Annotated in this window: 19 protein-coding genes and 1 pseudogene; 2 read left to right on the forward strand and 18 right to left on the reverse strand. The window is 66.8% G+C overall.

The features are described 5' to 3' along the window. Positions 1-97: 97 nt before the first annotated feature. From RALTA_RS09155 to ndk, 15 genes and pseudogenes are all read right to left on the reverse strand, one after another. Entirely contained in the window at positions 98-1,438 is a 1,341-nt protein-coding gene (locus RALTA_RS09155) for an adenylosuccinate synthase (RefSeq protein ID WP_012353154.1), read from the reverse strand. Positions 1,439-1,523: 85 nt separating this feature from the next. Further along, complete coding sequence (locus RALTA_RS09160; RefSeq protein ID WP_012353155.1) at positions 1,524-2,675, reverse strand: ATP phosphoribosyltransferase regulatory subunit; 1,152 nt, start codon at positions 2,673-2,675, stop codon at positions 1,524-1,526. A 186-nt stretch (positions 2,676-2,861) separates the two neighbouring features. After that, the gene (gene hflC, locus RALTA_RS09165; RefSeq protein WP_012353156.1) at positions 2,862-3,770 is read right to left on the reverse strand and encodes a protease modulator HflC; all 909 of its coding nucleotides are present in this window, start codon (positions 3,768-3,770) and stop codon (positions 2,862-2,864) included. 10 nt (positions 3,771-3,780) lie between these two features. Further along, a complete protein-coding gene (gene hflK, locus RALTA_RS09170; protein ID WP_012353157.1) occupies positions 3,781-5,145 on the reverse strand; it encodes an FtsH protease activity modulator HflK in 1,365 nt (454 codons plus the stop codon). A gap of 185 nt (positions 5,146-5,330) precedes the next feature. Further along, positions 5,331-6,571: pseudogene (hflX, locus tag RALTA_RS09175) on the reverse strand (GTPase HflX). 231 nt (positions 6,572-6,802) lie between these two features. Next, a complete protein-coding gene (hfq, locus tag RALTA_RS09180) occupies positions 6,803-7,042 on the reverse strand; it encodes an RNA chaperone Hfq (RefSeq protein WP_012353158.1) in 240 nt (79 codons plus the stop codon). A 210-nt stretch (positions 7,043-7,252) separates the two neighbouring features. After that, positions 7,253-8,596, reverse strand: coding sequence for a ribosome biogenesis GTPase Der (gene der, locus RALTA_RS09185; RefSeq protein ID WP_012353159.1), 1,344 nt, complete (start codon positions 8,594-8,596; stop codon positions 7,253-7,255). Between the two features lie 217 nt (positions 8,597-8,813). Continuing rightward, positions 8,814-9,989: an outer membrane protein assembly factor BamB gene (gene bamB, locus RALTA_RS09190; protein WP_012353160.1), complete on the reverse strand. Its 1,176-nt coding sequence runs from the start codon at positions 9,987-9,989 to the stop codon at positions 8,814-8,816. Between the two features lie 66 nt (positions 9,990-10,055). Then, positions 10,056-10,688 (reverse strand): YfgM family protein, encoded by a 633-nt coding sequence (locus tag RALTA_RS09195; protein WP_012353161.1) that lies wholly within the window; start codon positions 10,686-10,688, stop codon positions 10,056-10,058. A gap of 57 nt (positions 10,689-10,745) precedes the next feature. Further along, complete coding sequence (gene hisS / locus RALTA_RS09200; protein WP_012353162.1) at positions 10,746-12,116, reverse strand: histidine--tRNA ligase; 1,371 nt, start codon at positions 12,114-12,116, stop codon at positions 10,746-10,748. A gap of 38 nt (positions 12,117-12,154) precedes the next feature. Beyond that, positions 12,155-13,447, reverse strand: a complete 1,293-nt coding sequence (gene ispG / locus RALTA_RS09205) for a flavodoxin-dependent (E)-4-hydroxy-3-methylbut-2-enyl-diphosphate synthase (protein WP_012353163.1) — start codon at positions 13,445-13,447, stop codon at positions 12,155-12,157. 47 nt (positions 13,448-13,494) lie between these two features. Next, the gene (locus RALTA_RS09210) at positions 13,495-14,481 is read right to left on the reverse strand and encodes a RodZ domain-containing protein (protein WP_012353164.1); all 987 of its coding nucleotides are present in this window, start codon (positions 14,479-14,481) and stop codon (positions 13,495-13,497) included. Continuing rightward, a complete protein-coding gene (gene pilW / locus RALTA_RS09215) occupies positions 14,474-15,253 on the reverse strand; it encodes a type IV pilus biogenesis/stability protein PilW (RefSeq protein ID WP_012353165.1) in 780 nt (259 codons plus the stop codon). Before pilW ends, RALTA_RS09210 begins: the two co-directional genes overlap by 8 nt. Continuing rightward, a complete protein-coding gene (gene rlmN, locus RALTA_RS09220; RefSeq protein WP_012353166.1) occupies positions 15,250-16,404 on the reverse strand; it encodes a 23S rRNA (adenine(2503)-C(2))-methyltransferase RlmN in 1,155 nt (384 codons plus the stop codon). Before rlmN ends, pilW begins: the two co-directional genes overlap by 4 nt. Before the next feature lie 37 nt (positions 16,405-16,441). Continuing rightward, positions 16,442-16,867, reverse strand: coding sequence for a nucleoside-diphosphate kinase (ndk, locus tag RALTA_RS09225; RefSeq protein ID WP_012353167.1), 426 nt, complete (start codon positions 16,865-16,867; stop codon positions 16,442-16,444). A gap of 373 nt (positions 16,868-17,240) precedes the next feature. On the opposite strand from ndk, the gene RALTA_RS09230 reads away from it, so the two are divergent. Beyond that, entirely contained in the window at positions 17,241-17,945 is a 705-nt protein-coding gene (locus RALTA_RS09230) for a Bax inhibitor-1/YccA family protein (RefSeq protein ID WP_012353168.1), read from the forward strand. 67 nt (positions 17,946-18,012) lie between these two features. Here RALTA_RS09230 and rlmD read toward each other — a convergent pair whose 3' ends face one another. Beyond that, positions 18,013-19,317, reverse strand: coding sequence for a 23S rRNA (uracil(1939)-C(5))-methyltransferase RlmD (gene rlmD / locus RALTA_RS09235; protein ID WP_242405264.1), 1,305 nt, complete (start codon positions 19,315-19,317; stop codon positions 18,013-18,015). Between the two features lie 236 nt (positions 19,318-19,553). Between rlmD and RALTA_RS09240 the strand changes: the two genes are divergently transcribed. Further along, positions 19,554-20,408 carry an endonuclease/exonuclease/phosphatase family protein gene (locus RALTA_RS09240; RefSeq protein ID WP_012353170.1) on the forward strand — a complete coding sequence of 285 codons (855 nt, stop codon included), beginning with the start codon at positions 19,554-19,556 and terminating at the stop codon, positions 20,406-20,408. A gap of 36 nt (positions 20,409-20,444) precedes the next feature. Here the strand turns inward: RALTA_RS09240 and RALTA_RS09245 are convergent, their stop codons facing one another. Continuing rightward, positions 20,445-21,284: a 3'-5' exonuclease gene (locus tag RALTA_RS09245; RefSeq protein ID WP_012353171.1), complete on the reverse strand. Its 840-nt coding sequence runs from the start codon at positions 21,282-21,284 to the stop codon at positions 20,445-20,447. Further along, a complete protein-coding gene (rpoS, locus tag RALTA_RS09250; RefSeq protein WP_012353172.1) occupies positions 21,281-22,468 on the reverse strand; it encodes an RNA polymerase sigma factor RpoS in 1,188 nt (395 codons plus the stop codon). Before rpoS ends, RALTA_RS09245 begins: the two co-directional genes overlap by 4 nt. Between the last annotated feature and the right edge of the window lies 1 nt (position 22,469).

Raw genomic sequence — 22,469 nt, forward strand, 5'->3', positions numbered from 1 at the left:
TGACCGATATGGCTCGGCCCGCTTGCGCGGGCCGATGGACTATCTGGCAGGCCGCGGCGCTCGTGGCGCGGCGGCCCTGCGGGTGCTGTGCAGGCGCTCAGGCCTTGTACGGATGGCGCAGCAGAATGGTCTCGTCGCGGTCCGGGCCGGTCGAGATCATGTCGATCGGAATGCCGACCACCTCTTCCACGCGCTTCAGGTAGACGCGGGCCGGCTCCGGCAGCGCCTCCCACGTCTTCACGCCGAAGGTGGACTCGTTCCAGCCCGGGAATTCCTCGTAGACCGGCTCGCAGCGCGCCACGGCATCCGAACCGCGCGGCAGCATGTCGACGGTCTTGCCGTCCAGCGTGTAGCCGACGCACAGCTTGATGCTGTCCAGGCCGTCGAGCACGTCCAGCTTGGTCATGCACAGGCCCGACACGCCGTTGATCTGCACCGAGCGCTTGAGCGCGGCGGCATCGAGCCAGCCGGTGCGGCGCGGACGGCCGGTGACCGAGCCGAATTCCTTGCCGACGTTGGCCAGTCGCACGCCGACCGGGTCCTGGCGCGACGGATTGTCGTTGTCGTAGAGTTCGCTCGGGAACGGGCCGGCGCCCACGCGGGTGCAATAGGCCTTGGTGATGCCGAGGATGTAGTTCAGGCGGCCCGGGCCTACGCCCGCGCCGGCTGCGGCGGCACCGGCCACGCAGTTGCTCGAGGTGACGAACGGATAGGTGCCGTGGTCCACGTCGAGCAGCGTGCCCTGCGCACCTTCGAACATCAGGTTGCCGCCAGCGGCATTGACCGCGTAGAGCTCGGCCGACACGTCGGCGACCATCGGCGCCAGGCGCGCAGCGTAGGACAGCGCTTCATCCAGGGTCTGCTGGAAATCGACGGCTTCGGCGCCCAGGTACTGGGTCAGCATGAAGTTGTGGAAGTCCAGGTTCTCGCGCAGGCGTTCGGCGAACTGCTGCGGATCGAACAGGTCCTGCACGCGCAGCGCGCGGCGTGCCACCTTGTCTTCATAGGCCGGGCCGATGCCGCGGCCGGTGGTGCCGATCTTGGCGGCGCCGCGGCGCGCTTCGCGCGCCTTGTCGATGGCGACGTGGTACGGCAGGATCAGCGTGGCCGCCTCGGAAATGCGCAGGCGGCTCTGCACCTGCAGGCCGGCACTTTCGAGTTCTTCGATTTCACGGAACAAAGCTTCGGGCGACAGCACAACACCGTTGCCGATGTAGCAGACCGTGCCGGCGCGCATGATGCCCGAGGGGATCAGCCGGAGAATGGTCTTCTTGCCGCCGATGATCAGCGTGTGGCCAGCGTTGTGGCCACCCTGGAACCGCACCACGCCCTTTGCATGGTCGGTAAGCCAATCGACGATTTTTCCTTTGCCTTCGTCACCCCACTGGGTGCCGATCACGACGACATTGCGTCCCTGGCCTACTGCGGATGCGGACATATTGCTTTGGTCAATAGGTTAAAAACGTATTCTACTCTTGTTGCCGGGCGATTCCGGGTTTTTGGACCGCCGCGGCGTCGATGCGTCAGCGCGGCACCACGACCCAGCCGGCGTCCTTGCGCACCAGTTGCCGGTCGCAATTGAATTCGTCGAGCTCATGGGTGTGGCCGGGCAATGACTGGATCACGATTTCGCCGCCCGCGCGCAGCCCGGCAATCGCGGCGCGAAGTGCCGGGTCCGCATCCCAGGGGGCAAAAATGGCCAGCGCACGCACCTCGACAGGTGACAGTGCAGCCACTTCACGGAGGTCCAGCGAAAAACCCGTTGCCGGGCGGGCCCGGCCAAACGCCTCGCCCACCTTGTCGTAGCGGCCGCCCCGCGCCACGTAATTGGGCAGGCCCGCCACATAGGCCGCGAACATCACGCCGCTGTGGTAGTGGTAGCCGCGCAGGTCCGACAGGTCGATATTGACGCTGGCGCCGCGCACCTGCACCGCCAGCGCGGCCAGCTCGTCCAGCGCCCGGCCGATGGCCGGGCTGGCCGGCAGCGTGGCGCGGGCGCGCTCGATCACCTCGACGCCGCCGTAGAGCGTCGGCAGCGCCAGCAGCGCGTCGCGCTCGGTCTGCGGCATGCCCGCGGTCAGTTCGCGCAGGGCCGGCACGTCCTTGGTTTCGAGCGCGGCGAACAACGCGTCCTCGATCTTGCGGATCGACGGCAGGCCGGCAAGCAGCGCCTCGAGGATGCCGGCATGGCACAGGTCGATACGGATGTCCGACAGGCCCGCCGCGGTCAGCGCGGCCAGCATCAGTTCCTGGATCTCGACGTCGGCTTCGAGGCCGGCATGGCCGTAGATCTCGGCGCCGATCTGGATCGGCTCCCGGGTGGCGTGGAACCCCGCCGGGCGCGCGTGCAACACGTTGCCCGCATAGCACAGCCGGGTCACGCCCGGCCGGTTCAGCAGGTGGGCATCGATGCGCGCCACCTGCGGCGTGATATCGGCGCGCAGCCCCATGGTGCGGCCCGACAGCTGGTCGACCAGCTTGAGCGTGCGCAGGTCGAGGTCATGGCCGGTACCGGTCAGCAGCGACTCGAGGTATTCCAGCATCGGCGGCATCACCAGCTCGTAGCCGTAGGTGCGGAACAGGTCCAGCATGCGGCGGCGCAGCTCTTCGATCTTGCGCGCTTCCGACGGCAGCACGTCGGCAATGTTTTCTGGCAGCAGCCAATGGTTGGACATGGTGAATCTCTTCTCAGTCATTCAGTTGCCTGCGGGCGCAGCGCCTGCAGGGACCGGGCCGGGCCCGGCAAAACCAGGGTGCGGGCGCCGCGCGCCCGCGCCATCACTCCGCCGCGACGGCTCCAGCCGGACAAAACCCCGGCAAGCCGGGGTTTCGTCAATTCGCCACACGGACAAGCGACGGTGCTAGCGCTTGCCTCCGCCATTGCCCGCGGACGCCCCCGCGGCACCGCCGCTGGAACGCATGTAGCGGAAGAACTCGGAATTGGGCTCCAGTACCAGCACGTCGCGCTTGTCGCGGAAGGTGTTGCGGTAGGCCTCCATGCTGCGCCAGAACTGCGCAAACTGCGGATCGCGGCCAAACGCATCGCCATAGATCTGCGAGGCCTTGGCGTCGCCCTCGCCCTTGATCACCTGCGCATCGCGATAGGCTTCGGCCAGCACCACTTCGCGCTGGCGGTCGGCGTCGGCGCGGATCTTCTCGCCCTCGGCCGCGCCGGTGGAGCGCAGCTCGTTGGCCACGCGCTTGCGCTCGGCCTCCATGCGGCGATACACCGATTCGCTGATCGCAGGCAACAGGTCGACGCGCTTGAGGCGCACGTCGAGGATCTCGACGCCGACCGACTTGGCGTACTCGCTCATGCCATTGCGGATGGCCTGCATCACCTGCTCGCGCTCGCCCGCGACCACGTCGGCCACGGTGCGCTTGCCGAACTCTTCGCGCGCTACCGAGTCGATGCGCTGCGTCATGCGGTCCTGCGCGCCGCGCAGGTTGCCGCCGAAGGCGACGAAGAACTTGCGCGGATCGGTGATGCGCCATTTGACGAACCAGTCCACCACCATGCTCTTCTTCTCGGCGGTCAGGAAACGCTCGTTGGCGGCCACGTCGATGGTCTGCAGGCGGCGGTCCATGAACACCACGTTCTGGAACGGCGGCGGCAGCTTGAAGTGCAGGCCCGGCTCGCGCACCACCTCCTTGATCTGGCCGAAGGCGAACACCACGGCGTACTGGCGCTGGTCGACCACGAACAGCATGGACGAGACCACGGCGAGCAGGATGAAAAAGCCGATCGCAAAGGAAATCAGTCGGTTCATGACGGTCTCCTCAGCGCGAGTCGCGGTCGCGGTTGCGCAGCGATTCGCGCGACCGGTTGTCCGTCGAGGCATCCGGCGCGGGCGCCGGTGTGCCGCCGGCCGCGCCGGGCTGCCCCGGCTGCGTCGGCGCGGCGCGGCCCTCGGCCTGCGCCATCAGCTTGTCCAGCGGCAGGTAGAGCAGGTTGTTGCCCTGGCGCGCGTCGACCAGCACCTTGGTCGAATTGGTGTAGATCTGCTGCATGGTCTCCAGATAGATACGGTCGCGCGTCACCTGCGGCGCCTTGGCGTATTCCGCCTGGACCGAGCGGAAGCGCGCCGCGTCGCCCTCGGCCTGCGCCACCACACGGGCGCGATAGGCTTCGGACTCTTCCTTCAGGCGCGCCGCGGTACCCTTGGCGCGCGGGATGATGTCGTTGGCGTAGGCCTGGCCTTCGCTGATGGCGCGTTCGCGGTCCTGGCTGGCCTTGTTGACGTCGTCGAACGCGGCCTGCACCTGCTCGGGCGGCTGCACGCTCTGCACGTTCACCGACAGCACGCGGATGCCGGTCTTGTATGCCGACAGGATGGCCTGGATCGACTTGGCCAGCTGCTGCGCGATCTGCTCGCGGTTTTCGTACAGCACCGCATCCATCTTGTTGCGGCCGACGATCTCGCGCACCGAGGTCTCTGCGGCCTGTGTCACCAGTTCTTCATCGCCACCCCGGTCGGTCTTGTTGAAGAACAGGAATTCGCTGGCGTCCTGGATCACGTACTGCACGGTGAAGCGCACGTCGATGATGTTCTCGTCCTGCGTCAGCATCGACGAGTCTTTCAGATTGCTGTCCTTGATCGAGGTGGAGCGGCCCACCTCGACCGAGCGCACCGCCGACAGGTTGACCACCTCGGCCGACTGGATCGGCCAGGGCATGCGCCAGTTGATGCCGGGGCCGGCGGAGTACTTGAACTTGCCGAACTGCAGGATCACCGCGGTCTGCCCTTCCTGCACCATGAAGAAGCCGCTGGCCAGCCAGATGCCGACCACCGCGGCCACGATCACGCCGGCGCCGACACCCGGGCCCTTGCCTGACGTACGCGGCCCGCCGAAGCCCTGGTTGCCGTTGCCGCCGTTGTCCTTGCGGCCGAGCAGGCCGTTCAGGCGGCGGTTGAAGTCGCGCCACAGTTCGTCCAGATCCGGCGGGCCGCCATCCTGCTGCGGACGCTGGTTCTGCTGGCGGTTGTCGTCGCGGCCGTCCTTCTTGTCATCGTCCTGCCCATCCCGACCCCAGCGCGGATCGTTCAGCGAGAAGATGGCGCGCAGGCGCTGCCAGCCCGCGCGCAGCGCAAGGCGGCCGCCTGGTGTCAGGCTCGAATCAGCATTCCGGGGAAACTGGGGCATGAAGTGCACGGGTCCGGGGAAGTTTGTAACAGGGGGATTCTAGCAGTCATCGGCGCCACTTTTGGCCAATTCGAGCAATCCCGGCGCCAACCGCACCGGAATTGGGCGGAACCGGCGCCGGGCCGGCACCGGGACGGCGTCGATACGGCGTCGACATGGCGGCCAGCCCTGGCTAGCCACCAGCCTTACAACCGCTGAGGGTCCGCCGCATCGGCATCGTCGCCATCCTCCGCGACTCCGCCATCGCCGGCGCCATCGGACTGCGCCACCTCGCCCAGGCGCGGATCGTAGGGCTGCGGCTCGGGTGGACGGCTGGCCAGCCATTGCGCCACCTCGACCACGGCCTCGCGCAGCGCATCCAGGCCCAGCCCCTCGCGCGCGCTCAGGAACACGCGGGTCGGGATGCCGTCCGCATCGCGCTCGATGCGGGGGCCCTCGCTCATCAGTTCCGGCGCCGCGTCGATCTTGTTCATCACCACGATCTGCGGGATGTCGAGGGCATTGATTTCCGCCAGCACCCGGTTGACCTGCTCGATCTGCTCGTGGCGCACCGGGCTCGATGCATCCACCACATGCAGCAGCAGGTCCGCATGCACGGTCTCGTCCAGCGTGGCACGGAAGGCCGCCACCAGTTGCGTCGGCAGGTCGCGGATAAAGCCGACCGTGTCCGACAGCACCACGTTGCCCAGGCCATCCAGAAACAGCCGGCGCGAGGTGGTGTCGAGCGTGGCGAAGAGCTGGTTGGCCGCATACGCGCCGGCCTTGGTCAGCGCGTTGAACAGCGTCGACTTGCCGGCGTTGGTATAGCCCACCAGCGAGATGCTGAGGGTGTCGTTGCGCGCGCGCGCCGCTGCGTGCTGTGCTGGCGCTGCAGCCGCGACAGGTCCGACTTGAGCCGCTTGGCGCGCTCGTCCAGCATGCGGCGGTCCAGTTCGAGCTGGCGCTCGCCAGGACCACCGCGCATGCCGATACCGCCCTTCTGCCGCTCCAGGTGGCTCCACGCGCGGACCAGCCGCGACGCGCGGTACTGGACCTGCGCCAGCTCCACCTGCACCTTGCCGACGTGGCTCTGCGCACGCTGCCCGAAGATGTCCAGGATCAGGCCGGTGCGGTCGATCACGTGGCGGTGCAGGAAGCGCTCCAGGTTGCGTTGCTGCGCCGGGCTCAGCGCGTGGTTGAACACCACCACGTCGGCATCCAGCGCATCGGCGGCCTCCTTCAACTCCTCGGCCTTGCCCGAGCCGATGAACAAGGCCGGGTCCGGCCGCGAGCGGCGGCCCGTCAGCGTATGCACGGGCAGCGAACCGGCGGTCGAAGTGAGCAGCGCGAGTTCGCTGAGGCTTTCCTGGAAATCATGCTTGCCGAAATCGACGCCGACGAGGATGGCGCGCGAAGGGGCGGTGTTGGAGGTGGCTCTGGGGTCCAAGGGCGGGCGCGGAGGCGCAGGGAAATTCGGGTTCAGGGGAAGGGATGGCAGCGCTCGGACTCTGTCCTGGCCCCTGCCGGGACAGGCCGCTGCATGGTGCGGTACATTGCGGCGGCGGATGCGTCGGCAACCGCCGGGCCGCTCGGCACCGGGCGCGCTGGCACGCCGGTGCCGGGCATCGAGGCAGCGCCGCGTGGCGCCCTGGCGATGCCCTGGGGCAGATCGGTCAGATCACGCCTCGGCGGAATCATCCACGCGGAAATTGACCGCGCGTGCCGGCACGACGGTGGAGATCGCATGCTTGTAGACCATCTGGGTCACGGTGTTGCGCAGCAGGACGACATACTGGTCGAACGATTCGATATTGCCTTGCAGCTTGATGCCATTGACGAGATAGATGGAAACCGGCACGTGCTCTTTGCGCAGCGCGTTCAGGAACGGGTCTTGTAGCAGTTGCCCTTTGTTGCTCATGGCACACTCCAAATTTATAGGTTTAGTGGTGAATGATGGGGATGGAAATCCCCGGTTCAAGTCAGGCGGCGCAAAAACGCGCCAGAAAAAAGATCAAAACGGTACCAAGTTGGCGTCAATGCGCAGGGAACCCCCTGCTACCGTGAATTTAGCCGCAGTTCCAAACGAACGCAAACGAAAACTGGCCCCGCCACGGATCCGGTTCCGGACTCAATCCTTCGAGTCCGCGTACGGATTTTTGTTCGTGCGAAATTCGATGCGCAGGGGCGTGCCCTTGAGCTTGAATGCCGCACGGAAACGATTTTCCAGGTAGCGCCGGTAGGTCTCGGCCACGCCCGACAGCGCATTGCCGTGGATCACGATGATGGGCGGATTGGAGCCGCCCTGGTGCGCATAGCGCAGCTTGGGCCGCGACGCGCCGACGCGCTTGGGCTGCTGGAATTCCACGGCTTCCTGCAGCACGCGCGTCAGTTGCGGCGTCGGCAGCTTGACCATCGCCGCGGCATACGCATCGTCGACCGATCGCATCAGTGCGCCGATGCCGGTGCGCTCGCGCGCCGACACAAAGTGAAAGTTGGCAAAGCTGAGGAATTGCAGCTTGCGCTCGAGGTCGTGCTTGATGCGGTCGCGCGTATGGCCGTCCAGGCCGTCCCATTTGTTGACGCCCACCACCAGCGCGCGGCCGGACTCGACGATAAAGCCGGCAATATGCGCATCCTGATCGGAAATATCCTGTTGCGCGTCGAGCAGCAGGATCACCACGTTGGCGTCCGCGATCGACTGCAGCGTCTTGACCACCGAGAATTTCTCGATCGCCTCGAACACCTTGCCACGCCGGCGCAGGCCGGCGGTGTCGATCAGCGTATAGGGCTTGCCGCCGCGCTCGAACTCGACATAGATGGCGTCGCGGGTGGTGCCAGGCATGTCGAAGGCGATCACGCGCTCTTCACCGATCAGCGTATTGACGAGCGTGGACTTGCCCACATTGGGACGCCCGACGATGGCGATCTTGACGCCCTTGCCCTCGTCCGAGGCTTCCTCGGCCAGCTCGGGGCGCTCCTGTACCGCCAGCTCGATGGCTTCATCGACCAGCTCGCGCACGCCGTCGCCATGGGCGGCGGAGATCGCGTACGGATCGCCCATGCCGAGTTCGTAGAAATCCGCCGCCACCGAGGTGTACTTCATGCCCTCGGCCTTGTTGACCGCCAGCATGATGCGCCGGCCGGTCTTGCGCAGGTAATCGGCGATGGCGCGGTCCTGCGGCGCCAGGCCCAGGCGGCCGTCGACGATAAAGATCACCACGTCGGCCTCGACCACCGCCTGCTTGGTCTGCTTGGCCATCTCGGCGACGATGCCTTCCTTGACCACGGGTTCGAAGCCGCCGGTATCGATGGCGATGAACGGACGTTCGCCGATGCGCCCTTCGCCATAGTGGCGGTCGCGCGTCAGGCCCGGCAGGTCGGCGACGAGCGCGTCGCGCGAGCGGGTCATGCGGTTGAATAGCGTCGACTTGCCCACATTGGGGCGGCCGACAAGTGCGATAACTGGTTTCATGCCATAAACGGAAACGGGGGCCGGCAACTGCCGCCCCCCGGTAACTCCGGAGTCAAGGGTTCCAACGGCAGCCCGCGCCACCTGGGCGCGGGCTGCCGCTTGTCCTGTCGGGCGCGGTGCGGGTCACCGACCCGCTGCAATGCCGCGCCAAGGATCATGCTACCGGATTCGGCGCCGGCCGTACCGACAGGTGTACGGCAGCGCGCATTGGGTCCTGTCAGCCAGGCTGGAAACCGTAGACGTCGCCGTCGCGCGTCTGGATCACCAGGGTCTGCCCCGCCACCACGGGCGCGGCGGTGATGGCGCTGCCATCGGTCTTCATGCGTGCCACCACCTGGCCGTCTTCACGCGACAGGAAGTGGACATAGCCTTCGAAGTCGCCCATCACCACCGAGCGGCCCAGCGCCAGCGGCGCGCCCAGGCGGCGGTTGCGCAGCTCGGCGTTCTTCCAGCGCTCGCTGCCGTTCTGGCGGTCGAAGGCATGCACCACCGATTGCTCGTCGCTGGCGTAAAGCGCATTGTCATCCTGCGCCGGACCCGCCGGCGACGAGAAATCCTTGCCCCACTGCGGCTGGCCGCTGGCCAGCTCCAGGCAGGCGACGCGGCCCTGGAAGGTGGTGGCGCAGACCTGGCGGCCGCTGACCATGGGCAGGCCGGTGACGTCGTTCAGGCGCTCGATTTCCGAGACACCCTTCGGATAGGAAACCGCGCTTTCCCAGCGCAGCACGCCATTGCCCGGCGTCAGCACGCCCAGCTTGCCGCCGGGGAAGCCCATCACGATGCCGTCGCCGGCGAACACCATGCCCATCGCCGCGCGCAGGTTCAGCGGGGTCTGCGAACGCTGGTAGATCCAGCGGCGCTCGCCGGTCTCGGCATCCAGGCCGAACACCCGGGTATCGGTGGTGCGCACCACCACCAGGCCGTTGCCGACCAGCGGCGCCGACAGGACCTCGCCGTTGACCTGCTTCTTCCAGATCTGCTTGCCGCTGGCGTCGAAGGCATAGACCGCGCCCTTCTCGCCCGCGACCGCGGTCACCGAGCCGTCGCTGCCCGGCCCCGAGGTCAGGTCCACGTCGGTCTTGGCCTTCCACAGCACCCGGCCGCTGGCGCCTTCGAGCGCCATCACGTTGCCGTTGTTGGACGACACATAGACATTGTTGCCCGCCGCGGCCGGCTGCATCGAATACGGGCCGCTCTTGCCGACATCGGCCTTCCAGGCCTGGCGCACGGCCAGCGTGGCCGATACCGGCTTGAGTTCGGCGGGCGGGTGCTTGTTTTCCTTGCTGAACAGCGCGCAGCCACCCAGCGTGGCCAGGCAGGCAGCCGCCACCAGCGCACGGGAAAGGGTGCGGGCGGGCTGGCGATGTACGGCACGGGAAAGCACTGACGTCATAACTTTACGGTCCTGTTGTTCGATCCGCGGGATCAACGGTATGGCAAGGGTCGCCGGGCAGCCGGATCAGGCCGCGCCCAGCGCATCGAGCTTGAACTGGATGATCTGGCGCATCCCGGCCTCGGCCTGGCCCAGCGTGTCGAGCGCCTTGCGATAGGCCGTGCGGGCATCGTCGCGCTTGTCCTGCGCGGCAAGCAGGTCGCCGCGGCGATCGGCGTACAGCGCCACGAACGCGGCCGGCGGCTCATCCTTGAGCAGCGCCAGGCCCTGGTCATAGGCCTTCTCGTCGAGCAGCACGCCGGCCAGGCGCACGCGCGCCAGGTGGGAATACGCTTCGTCGCCGTGGTCGATGGCCCATTGCAGCTGGCTCTTGGCCGCGCTCAGGTCGCCCGCATCGTACAGCACGCGGCTGGCGACCAGTGCGCTCATCTGGCCGTAGGCGGTACGGCCGTACTTGCCTTCCAGGTCGGTCGCGGCGCGCTTGATGCGCTCGGCATCGCGCGCCTCGGCGGCCTTCATCACCTGCTCGTACAGCACCGCGGCTTCGCCGGCCTGCTTGCGCTCCCAGTACTTCCAGCCATTCCAGCCGGCAAACGCCAGCAGCGCGACGATCAGCGCCCAGGTCAGCGCATTGCCGTACTGGCGCCACCAGGCCTTCAGATTTTCAAGCTGTTCCTGTTCTTCTAGATCGTAAGCCATGTCGAGGCAATCACCTGCGTTGGTTGGATACTCGTGATGTCAGGCAGCGGCGCGCGTTTATTCGCTGGCGCCGACCATGGCGTCGATCAGGTAATCGACCAGGCCGTCGGCCGGGACGGTGGCCTGTTGCCCACCGCCTTCGGCCTGCTCGCGCTGGCGAAGTTCCTTGACCTGAACCACGCCGGCGGCCACTTCGTCGTCGCCAATGATAACGGCATAGGCGGCGCCGCTTGCGTCGGCGCGCTTCATCTGCGACTTGAAGCTGCCGCCCTTGCCGTCCGGGCTGGCATGCAGCACCACGTCGAGGCCGGCGTCGCGCAGCCGCTCGGCCGCGACCATCGCCTGCTGCGCGGCGGCTTCGCCCTGGTGCACGAGGTAGACATCGCACCCCACGGCGTCGGGCACCACGCCCTCTTCGCGGATCAGTTCGATGATGCGCTCGATGCCCATGGCCCAGCCGCAAGCCGGCGCGGGCTTGCCGCCCATCTGCGCGATCAGCGGGTCATAGCGTCCGCCGCCGGCAATGGTGCCCTGCGCGCCCAGCTTGTCGGTGATCCACTCGAACACCGTCAGGTTGTAGTAATCGAGGCCGCGCACCAGGCGCGGGTTGATCTTGAACGGGATGTTGTTCGCCTTCAGCAGGCGCTGCACCCCCTCGAAGTGCGCCAGCGACTCTTCGCCCAGGAAGTCGATCAGCTTGGGCGCGTTGGCCGCCATGTCCTGCAGCGCCGGGTTCTTGGTGTCGAGCACGCGCAGCGGGTTGGTGTACAGGCGGCGCTTGCTGTCGTCGTCCAGGATGTCCTGGAAGCCTTCCAGGTACTTGATCAGCTGTTCGCGGTGCGCCGCGCGCTCGTCGGCCTGCCCCAGCGAATTGATCTCGAGGCGCACGCCGGTCAGCCCCAGGTCATCCCACAGGCGCTGGCACATCAGGATGATCTCGGCGTCCACGTCCGGACCGGCGAAGCCCAGCGCCTCGGCACCGAGCTGGTGGAACTGGCGGTAGCGGCCGCGCTGCGGACGTTCGTGGCGGAACATCGGGCCGGTGTACCACAGGCGCTTGGGGCCGTCGTACAGCAGGTTGTGTTCGATGGTGGCGCGCACGGCCGCGGCGGTGCCCTCGGGGCGCAGCGTCAGCTGCTCGCCGTTGAGCGAATCGGTGAAGGAGTACATCTCCTTCTCGACGATGTCGGTGACCTCGCCAATGCCGCGCACGAACAGCTGGGTATGCTCGACGATGGGCGTGCGAATCTGCTGGTAGCCGTAGGCGCGCAGCATCGCGCGCGCGGCATTCTCGAAATGCTCCCACAGCGGCGCGTCGGCCGGCAGCATGTCGTTCATGCCCTTCACGCCCTGCAGGGCCTTGGCGGGGCGTACCTTGGGTTCGGTCTTGGCGGCGCCGGCGGCGGCCATGGTCTCGGTTTGCGTCATTCTGTTCTAGTCAGGCTGCTGGCCCCGGCCGGTCCGGCTCAGGCTGCCACTTCTTTGCCGTCCCGTGCAGCGCCCGGGCCGTAATGCGTGCGAACGTATTCGTCTACGATCGCCTGGAATTCTTCTGCAATGCGTTCGCCGCGCAGCGTCTTCACCTTGACGCCGTCGACGAACACCGGCGCGGCCGGCGATTCGCCCGAGCCCGGCAGCGAAATGCCGATATTGGCGTGCTTGCTTTCGCCGGGGCCGTTGACGATGCAGCCCATCACGGCCACGTCCATTTCCTCGACACCCGGATAGGCGGTCTTCCATTGCGGCATCTGCTCGCGCAGGTAGGCCTGGATGCTGGCCGCCAGTTCCTGGAACACCGTGCTGGTGGTGCGTCCGCAGCCCGGGCAGGCAATCACCATCGGGGTGAAATTGCGCAGGCCCATGGTCTGCAGGATCTCCTGCCCGACGTACACCTCTTTCTCGCGCGGCGCGCCGGGCTCCGGCGTCAGCGAGATGCGGATGGTGTCGCCGATGCCTTCCTGCAGCAGCACCGACAGCGCCGCCGTGGAAGCCACGATGCCCTTGCTGCCCATGCCGGCCTCGGTCAGGCCCAGGTGCAGCGCGTAGTCGCAGCGACGCGCGAGCTCGCGGTACACCGCAATCAGCTCCTGCACCTGCGAGACCTTGCACGACAGGATGATCTGGCTGCCCGGCAGGCCGATTTCCTCGGCCTTCCTGGCCGAATCGATGGCCGACGTGATCAGCGCCTCGATCATCACGCTCTGCGCCGGCCACGGCTCGGCGCGCCCGGCGTTCTCGTCCATGATCCGCGCCAGCAGGTCCTGGTCCAGGCTGCCCCAGTTCACGCCAATGCGCACCGGCTTGTTGTAGCGGCACGCCATCTCGATCATCTGCGCGAACTGCGTATCGCGCTTGGCGCCCTGGCCGACGTTGCCCGGGTTGATGCGGTACTTGGACAGCGCCTCGGCGCAGGCCGGATAGTCCTGCAGCAGCTTGTGGCCGTTGTAGTGGAAGTCCCCCACCAGCGGCACGTCGACACCCATGCGGTCGAGCTGCTCGCGAATCGACGGCACCGCCGCCGCGGCCTCGGGCGTGTTCACCGTGATGCGCACGATCTCCGAACCCGCGCGCGCCAGTTCCTTGATCTGGATCGCGGTGCCGATGGCATCGACCGTGTCGGTGTTGGTCATCGACTGCACCCGCACCGGCGCGCCGCCACCGATGGTCACCACATTGTCGCCCCACGCGACCCGCGCCTGGCGGGTCTGGCGACGCGGCAGCGGGCCCGGCAGGACCGGTAGACAGAGCTGTTGGTTCATAGCGTTACCACCTTGCAAAGACGCACCTTGCCGCACCTCGCGCCAGCTCAGGGCAGCGTCAGGCGCGCCACGTTGTTGCGGTTGGCGGCCTTCAGGTCGACCGGCGTGCCGCCGCGCGTGAACGATTCGACGCCCTTGACGTTGCCGATCACCACCCGGTACGGACCCGTACCGCCGCCAGCCATGGTCTGCCCGGCCTTGGCGGTGCCACCCATGACGACCTTGCCGCTATTGTCGCGGATTTCAAACCAGGTATCGGCGGCAAAGCGGATCTGCAGCTCGCCCTCCGCGGGCGCCGTCGGCGCTGCCGCGGCAGATGCCGTCGGGGCCGCCGGAGCCGATGCAGCAGCAGCCGTGGTGGCTGCCGGCGTTGCCGGCGCCGCCGCCGCGCTGGCGGGAATGGTTTCGGCGGACGGTGCCGGCGAGTCGCTGGCAGCCATGACCGGCGGCAGCGCCGCGGTCACGATACCGGCCTCAGTGCCCGCGTTATCCGCGGCCGGGGCCTCGGCCGCCACCGTCTCGGCGGCGCTGCTGCGCGCGTCCAGCCACGCGCGGATATGGTCCAGCCCGAACCAGATGCCGGCGGCCACGCCAACCGCGACCAGCGCCAGCCAGATCCAGCGGCCGCCATTGCCGCCGGAGCGGAAGCGGTTGCGGTCGTCGAAGGCCGCATTGATGCCACCCTCGCGCTGGCGGGCGATTTCCGCCACCTGCGCCACCGGGCGCGGCTGGAAGCGCGCCAGCAGCGGGTCGATATCGACGTGGAGCATGCGGGCATAGGCGCGCATCACGCCCTTGGCGAAGGTTACGTCGGGCAGCGCCTGCAGGTTGGCCGCCTCGATCGCACGCAGCTTGCTGGCCGCCACCTTCAGCCGTGCGCTGACGTCCTCGACCGACATCCGCTGCGCCTCGCGCTCGCGCGCCAGCGCCGCGCCGATCTCCCGCGCCGCGGCTTCACGTTCTCCCTCATGCGCGCCCCCGCCGACTGCTTGCGTCGGTACGGCCTGGCCTGCGGCGCGGTCGTGCTCACTCATCCCATGCTCCTTGTTCGTAGGCGGCCACCTCGCGCGAGTCAGGGAAGCGGCTGCGCAGCTGCGCTCCCAGCGCATCCTGCGTGCGGCCGTCGCCCTGACGGTGGGCAATGCGCGCTCCCAGCCAGAGGGATTGCGCAGTGACAAATTGGCTGTTGTTGACGCGCAGGACGTACTGCCGCGCCTGTACGTAATCGCCGCGCCGGTAGAACACCAGCGCCAGGTTGGTGTTCGCCACCGGGTTGTTGCGGTCGTAGCCGAGCGCGGCCTTCAGGTTCTTCTCCGCCTCGGCGCTATGGCCCTGGCGCAGCTCGCACGCACCCAGGCTGATCAGCGGCTTGACCGGGCCGCCGGCGGACGGGGCCGACACGGCGCGCTGCAGCATGGGCACGGCCTCGCCGTAACGCCCTTGCTGGCACAGGAACCAGCCGTAGTTGTTGAGCAGGTCGCCGTCATTGGCCCGCATCGATGCCGCGGTACGGAAGCTGTCCTCGGCCAGCGTCCGCTCGTTCATGCTCATGTAGATCAGCGCCCGCACATGGTAGGCATCGGCCAGCGACGGATCGATGGCAATGGCCTGCTTGATCTCGTCAAGCGCGACCGCGGTCTGGCCGGCCTCGAGATAATTGGTGGCCAGTTGCAGCCGGATGCCGGCCCGGCGCCTGGCCTCGGTCTGGTCGGAAGCGGTCTGGAGATCCTGCGCCGGCGCATGCGGCAGCTGGCACCCGGACAACATCAGCAGCCCCAGCAGGGCCGCAGCGATCAGACGGATCATGCAGGGCGCGCCTCCCGTGGCTGGCCGCTCGCAGTGACCGGCACCAGCGGCGTGATCTTGCCGAACTTGCCGCGTTCGGCCAGGCGGGTGCGGTCCTTCACTTCCCCGGCCAGCTGGCCGCAGGCGGCATCGATATCGTCGCCGCGGGTCTTGCGGATGGTGGTGACGACGCCGGCGTCCATCAGTACCTGCGCGAAGCGCCGGATCTGCTCGTTGTTGGAACGCTTCAGGCCCGATTCGGGGAAGGGATTGAACGGGATCAGGTTGAACTTGCACGGCACGTCGGCGACAAGCTTCAGCAGTTCCCGCGCATGCTCGACGCCGTCGTTGACGCCATCCAGCATGCAGTATTCGAAAGTAATGAAATCGCGCGGCGCGAATTCCAGGTAGCGACGGCATGCCGCCATCAGTTCGGCCAGCGGGTATTTCTTGTTCAGCGGCACCAGCACGTCGCGCAGGGCGTCGTTGGACGCATGCAGCGACACGGCGAGGGCCACCGGCAGGTCCTTCGACAGCCGGTCCATCATCGGCACCACGCCGGAGGTGGACAGCGTCACGCGGCGGCGCGACAGGCCGTAGGCGTTGTCGTCAAGCATCAGGCGCATGGCCGGCACGACGGCGTCGTAGTTCAGCAGCGGCTCGCCCATGCCCATCATCACCACGTTGGAGATGACGCGGTCATCCTTGGGGCCGCGGCCCAGCTGCTCACGCATGGCGAACTCCGCCATCCACAGCTGGCCGATGATCTCACCGGTGCTGAGGTTGCGCGAAAAGCCCTGCTTGCCGGTGGAACAGAACCGGCAGTTGACGGCGCATCCGGCCTGCGAGGAAACGCACAGCGTGCCACGCGTTTCCTCGGGGATGTACACCGTCTCCACTGCGTTGCCCTCGCCCACGTCGAGCAGCCACTTGCGCGTGCCGTCGGCCGACAGGTTGTCGGTGATGACGGCAGGCGCGCGGATCTCGGCCCGGGTCGCGAGCTTTTCGCGCAGCGACTTGGCGAGATCCGACATGGCGTCGAAGCGGCTGGCCCCGTAGTGGTGGATCCAGCGCTGCAGTTGCCGCGCACGGAACGGCTTCTCGCCGAGCTCGCCGCAATAGGCGGTGAGCGCGTCCGCGTCGAGGTCGAGCAGGTTGACGAGATCGTTCATGACGGCAAACTCGGCTTGGTAATCAGTCAGCAGCCGATCAGCGGCTGTAGACGTTCATGCCCGGGAAGAAGAAGGCCACTTCCACGGCGGCGGTTTCGGCAGCGTCCGAGCCGTGCACGGCGTTGGCGTCGATGCTGTCGGCGAAATCGGCGCGGATGGTGCCCTTCTCGGCCTTCTTCGGGTCGGTGGCGCCCATCAGGTCGCGGTTCTTGGCAATGGCGTTCTCGCCTTCCAGCGCCTGGATCATGACCGGGCCGGAAACCATGAAGTCGACCAGGTCCTTGAAGAACGGACGCTCCTTGTGAACCGCGTAGAACTGCTCGGCTTCGCCGCGCGACAGGTGCACCATCTTGGCAGCAACGATCTTCAGGCCGGCGGCCTCGAAACGGGCGTAGATCTGGCCAATGACGTTCTTGGCCACGGCATCCGGCTTGATAATCGACAGGGTGCGTTCGATCGCCATGAAAAACTCCGAAAAATGAAGGGGTTACAAATGGATTAAACGTGCAATTCTAGCACGAAGACTATGACGGTTTCGAGGGTCTTGCGGACCTTCCGGCGTGCCCGCCACCCCCTTATGCACACGCCGTCCACAAGTTGCAAAAGCAGCACATTACAACCTTGTCATCCCCGGAACGCAGCGCCGCCGCTAACATCCAATGTGAGCGGCGTCGAACGGACGCGAGCCAGCGCCAGGTGACGATTGGTCTACCGCGCCCTTGCAATCCGGCCTGCCCGATGCCACATTGACGATGGTTCCGTCCGGCTTCCATACGAGCCTTCGCATTTGAAGTCTCGCAACGCCGGCGCCTCACCGTTTTGAGACAGGAGTCACCATGGATAACAAGCTGAACACCTACGGTTTCGGCAACAGTGCGTCGACCGTCACTGACGTCGTCGTTCGCAACCGGGTCTTGCGCAACACATACTGGCTGCTGGCCCTCTCGATGATCCCCACCGTGCTCGGTGCGTGGATCGGCGTGGCCACCGGCTTCAGCTTCATGGCGGGCAGCCCCGGCCTGTCGCTGATCCTGTTCCTGGCGATCGCGTTCGGCTTCTTCTTCGCCATCGAGAAGACCAAGAACAGCAGCATGGGCGTGGTCCTGCTGCTGGCCTTTACCTTCTTTATGGGCCTGATGCTGTCGCGGCTGATCAGCGTCACCTTGTCGTTCTCGAACGGCCCGGCGCTGATCATGTACGCCTTCGGCGGCACCGCGGCCGTGTTCGGCGCGATGGCATCGATCGCCACCGTCAGCAAGCGTGATTTCTCCGGCCTCGGCAAGTTCCTGTTCGTCGGCGTGATCCTGCTGATCCTGGCCAGCGTGGCCAATATCTGGCTGCAGCTGCCGGCGCTGATGATCACGGTATCGGTGATCGCGATCGGTATTTTCTCGGCGTACATCCTGTTCGACGTGCAGCGCGTGGTGAACGGCGGCGAGACCAACTACATCACCGCCACGCTGGCGATCTACCTCGACGTGTACAACGTCTTCGCCAACCTGCTGGCGCTGCTGGGCATCTTCGGCGGCAACCGCGAATGACGGCGGACGCCGCAGCATGACGAAAGCCGGCCAATGGCCGGCTTTTCTTTTGGGCACTCCGCCGCGATCAGTCGCGGTCGAACACCGCGATCGACTCGACGTGCGAGGTGTGCGGGAACATGTTGACCACGCCGGCGCCGCTCAGGCGGTAGCCGGCCTCGTGCACCAGCAGACCGGCATCGCGCGCCAGCGTGGCGGGGCTGCACGACACATAGACGATGCGCCGCGGCAGCACGTCGCTGCCCTGCTGCGCCAGCTCGCCGAGCGCCTTGCTCACCGCCAGCGCGCCTTCGCGCGGCGGATCGACCAGCCAGCGGTCGAAGCGGCCCAGCGCGGCGATGTCGTCTGCCGTGACTTCGAACAGGTTGCGGCACGCGAATTCCGTCTTGGCGGCCAGCCCGTTGTATTCGGCATTGGCCAGCGCACGCGTGGTCAGCGCCTCGCTGCCTTCGATGCCCATCACCGACTTGCCCTGCGTGGCCAGCGGCAGCGTGAAATTGCCGATGCCGCAGAACAGGTCGAGCAGGCGGTCGCCCGGCTGCGCATCGAGCAGGCGCAGCGCGCGGCCGATCAGCACGCGGTTGATCTGGTGGTTCACCTGCGTGAAGTCAGTCGGCTTGAACGGCATGCGGATGCCGAATTCCGGCAGCGTATAGGCCAGCTCGACGTCGGTCGGATAGAACGGGTAGACCGTGTCCGGCCCCTTGGGCTGCAGCCAGAACTGCACCTTGTACTGGTCGGCAAAGGCGCGCAGCAGGTCCTTGTCGGCATCGGTCAGCGGCTCGAGGATGCGCAGCACCAGCGCCGTCACTTCATGCCCGACGGCCAGTTCGATCTGCGGCATGCGGTCGCGGATCGACAGTCCCGCCACCAGTTCGCGCAGCGGCACCAGCATGGCCGAAACGTGCGGCGGCAGGATTTCACAACGCGTCATGTCGGCGACATAGCTGCTCTTGCGCTCATGGAAGCCCACCAGCACGCCGCCCTTCTTCACCACGTGGCGCACCGTCAGGCGGGCACGGTAACGGTAGCCCCAGTCCGGGCCGGCGATCGGCCGGAACACCACGTCGGGCTTCACCTTGGACAGGTGCCACAGGTTGTCTTCCAGCACGCGCTGCTTGATGGCAAGCTGTGCGCGCGAATCCAGATGCTGCATCGAGCACCCGCCACAGACGCCGAAGTGCTGGCATCCCGGCTTCACGCGCATGACCGATTCCTGCAGGACCTCGCCCAGGTGCGCCTGCTCGAAGCTGGGCTTGCGCCGGTAGCTGCGGTAGCTGACGGTCTCGCCGGGCAACGCGCCTTCGACGAAGATGACCTTGCCGGGCGTGCCGTCCTCGTTCACCAGGCGGCCGACGCCGCGCGCCTCCATGTCGAGGCTGTCGATCGACACCACGGGGTCGGCGCCGGGCGCATTGCCGTTGGCATGGCCGCGGCCACGGGCCTCTTTTGCGGCGGGTGCGGCACCCGGTGCGGCGGCTGCGGGCGCGACGGCGGGCGTTTCTTGTGGGGAGGACACGGCTTGGGACACCAGAGAAAACCTGACGTATTGTTTTACGAAAGCGCGATTGTATGCCAGACCGGTCCGATCGATGACGGAGGCCTTGTATGGAACTGATTTCCTGGAATATCCAGTGGGGCCGCGGTGCGGACGGGCGCGTGGACCTGGCGCGGCAGGTGGACACGCTGCGCGCGATGGCAGATGCCGACGTCATCTGCCTGCAGGAAGTCACGCGTGGCTTCACGGAACTGCGCGGCGAGCCGGGGATCGACCAGGTGGCCGAGCTGACAGCACTGCTGCCGGGCTATCACGTGCTGTTCGCGTCAGGCGTCGACCGTCGCGACCGCAATGGCGCGCACAAGCAGTTCGGCAACCTGGTTGCGACAAGGCTGCCGGTACGCGAGGTATTCCGGCACGCCTTGCCGTGGCCCGCGGATCCGCACGTGGCATCGATGCCCCGCGTGGCGCTGGAAGTGACCGTCGAGGCCGGCCCGCGGCGGCTGCGCGTGATCTGCACGCACCTGGAGTACTACTCGGCGCTCCAGCGCGCCGCCCAGGCCGAGGCGCTGCGCGACTGGCATGTCCAGGCGTGCGACCACGCCAGCCGTCCGGGCCGCAGCGAGAAATGGCCCGGCCCGTTCACGCCGGAACCGCGCCCCGCCGAAGCCATCCTGTGCGGCGACTTCAACAGCAAACCCGACGACATCGCCTATCGCCGCATGCTCGAGCCGTTTGACGACACCACCACGCCATGGCGCGACGCCTGGCTGCACGCGCATCCGGGCCTGCCGCACGCGCCGACCTGCGCCATCCATGACAAGGAGCAATGGCCCGAGCCGCCGTTCGCCTGCGACTTCATGTTCGTCACGGAGAATCTGGCCGCGCGTATCCGGCGCTGCGAAGTCAACGCGGATACCGCCGACTCGGACCATCAGCCGATCCTGCTGTCGCTGGACCTGTAAGGCCGCGTCGCAAGCCGGCGGGCGCTGGCGCGCTCATCAGTCCTCGAAGTCTTCGGCTTCGGGCGTGAGGCGCTGCAGGCGGAACGCCTGCAGGTATTCCATCCACTGTTCGCCGGGCAGTTCCGCCAGCGATTCCTGGACCAGCTCCATCTCCATGTCGAACTCTCGCGGCGACATGCCGCCGCGCATCAGCTGGAAACGGCAGTACATCAGGTAGGTGTTGACGACATCGGTTTCGCAATAGGCGCGGATCTCGTCGAGCTGGCCGGCCTGGAAGGCCTGCCACACCTTGCTGCCATCCATCCCCATCTTGCCCGGGAAACCGCATAGCTTGGCGAGGTCATCCAACGGCGCGCTGGCACGCGGCTGGTACATCGCCAGCAGGTCCATCAGATCCAGGTGCCGCATGTGGTAGCGGCTGATGTAGTTGTTCCACTTGAAGTCGCGGCTGTCTTCGTCGCGGCCCTCGCCCATCTCCCAGTAGCGCGGTGCGGTGACGCCGTTGACCAGGCCGCGGTAATGCAGCACCGGCAGGTCGAATCCGCCGCCGTTCCATGACACCAGCTGCGGGCTGTAGCGCGCGATCAGTTCATAGAATTTCTGGATCAGCGTGGCTTCGCCGTCCTGCGGCGTGCCGAGCGAGCCGACATGGAACACGGCCGAGCCGTCGCGGTGCGTGCGCCGCAGCACGCAGGAAATCGCGGCGACGCGCTGCAGGTAGTGCGGCAGGAAATCGCTGCCGGTCTTTTCCCGGCGGGCGGAGAACGCATGCTCGGCGACTTCGGCGTCGCTCATCGCATCGGGATGGTCATGCAAACGGCGCAGGCCGGCGACATCGGGAATGGTCTCGATGTCGAATACCAGCACAGGGGTCATAGAACGGCGTCCTTCCTGACACCTTGCGAAGCGAAATGCCGCTTGAGCTTGACCAGCGCCTCCTGCTGGATCTGGCGTACGCGCTCGCGCGTCAGCCCCATCTCCTCGGCAAGCTCTTCCAGCGTGGCGGGCTCGATATGGTTGAGGCCGAAGCGGCGCTCCACCACATAGCGATGCTTTTCCGACAGGCGCGCCAGCCAGAGCTTCATCAGCCCTTCCAGCTCGCGGTGCGCCACCTCCTGGTCGGGGGCGGCGTTGTGCTCGTCGGAGAGGAAATCCAGGAGGCTCGAGCCGGGATCGAGATCGAACGGCGTATCGAGCGAGGTGGTATGTTCGTTGAGGGCCAGGACGTCCTGCACTTCGTCCGGCGTCTTGCCCAGCAGGTGGGCGATGTCTTCCAGGCTGGCGTCGCGCCCGTCGGTGCCGCCCTTCTCCAGATGGCGCTTGGCGCGCAGCACCTGGTTGAGTTCGCGGATCACGTGCACCGGCAGGCGGACGGTGCGGGCCTGGTTCATGATGGCGCGCTCGATGCTCTGGCGGATCCACCACGTTGCATAGGTCGAGAAGCGGAAGCCGCGCGAGGGATCGAACTTCTCGATCGCGTGCATCAGGCCGAGGTTGCCTTCCTCGATCAGATCGAGCAGCGGCACGCCGCGATTGAGATAGCCCTTGGCGATGCTGACCACCAGCCGCAGATTGCGCTCGATCATGACCTGGCGCGCGGCAAAGTCGCCGTCCTTGGCCAGCGTGGAGAAATGCAGTTCTTCCGGCGCCGACAGCAGCGGCTTGATGCTGATGCGGTTCAGGTAATGCTGGACGGTGTCGGCGGCCAGCTCGGTATGCAGCACCGTGCGGAAATCGTCATGCTCGGCAGCCGCGCTTTCAGTGCCGTTTTCCGCGCCGTCGTCTTCCTCGTCTTCCGAATCGTCCTCGTCGTCGTCGCGCAGATGGCGCTCGTTGCGCTCATTGTCGTCGCCGAGCAGGTCGGCCTCGCGCAGGCCCACCGCAGTGGACGTGGCGATGGGCTCGTCGGTCACCGGAAGCATCTCGGCGGCAAGATCCGGCTCGAAGCCCTCGGCATCGGCGTGTTCGTCGGGATGCGCCACACCAGCCTTCACTTCCGGCTGCTTGGGACGGCGAGCCCTGCTGACGGTTCCGGAGGAGACAGTTTTCTGGCGTGGCATG

The organism is Cupriavidus taiwanensis LMG 19424 (assembly GCF_000069785.1).
GTDB classification, from domain to species: domain Bacteria; phylum Pseudomonadota; class Gammaproteobacteria; order Burkholderiales; family Burkholderiaceae; genus Cupriavidus; species Cupriavidus taiwanensis.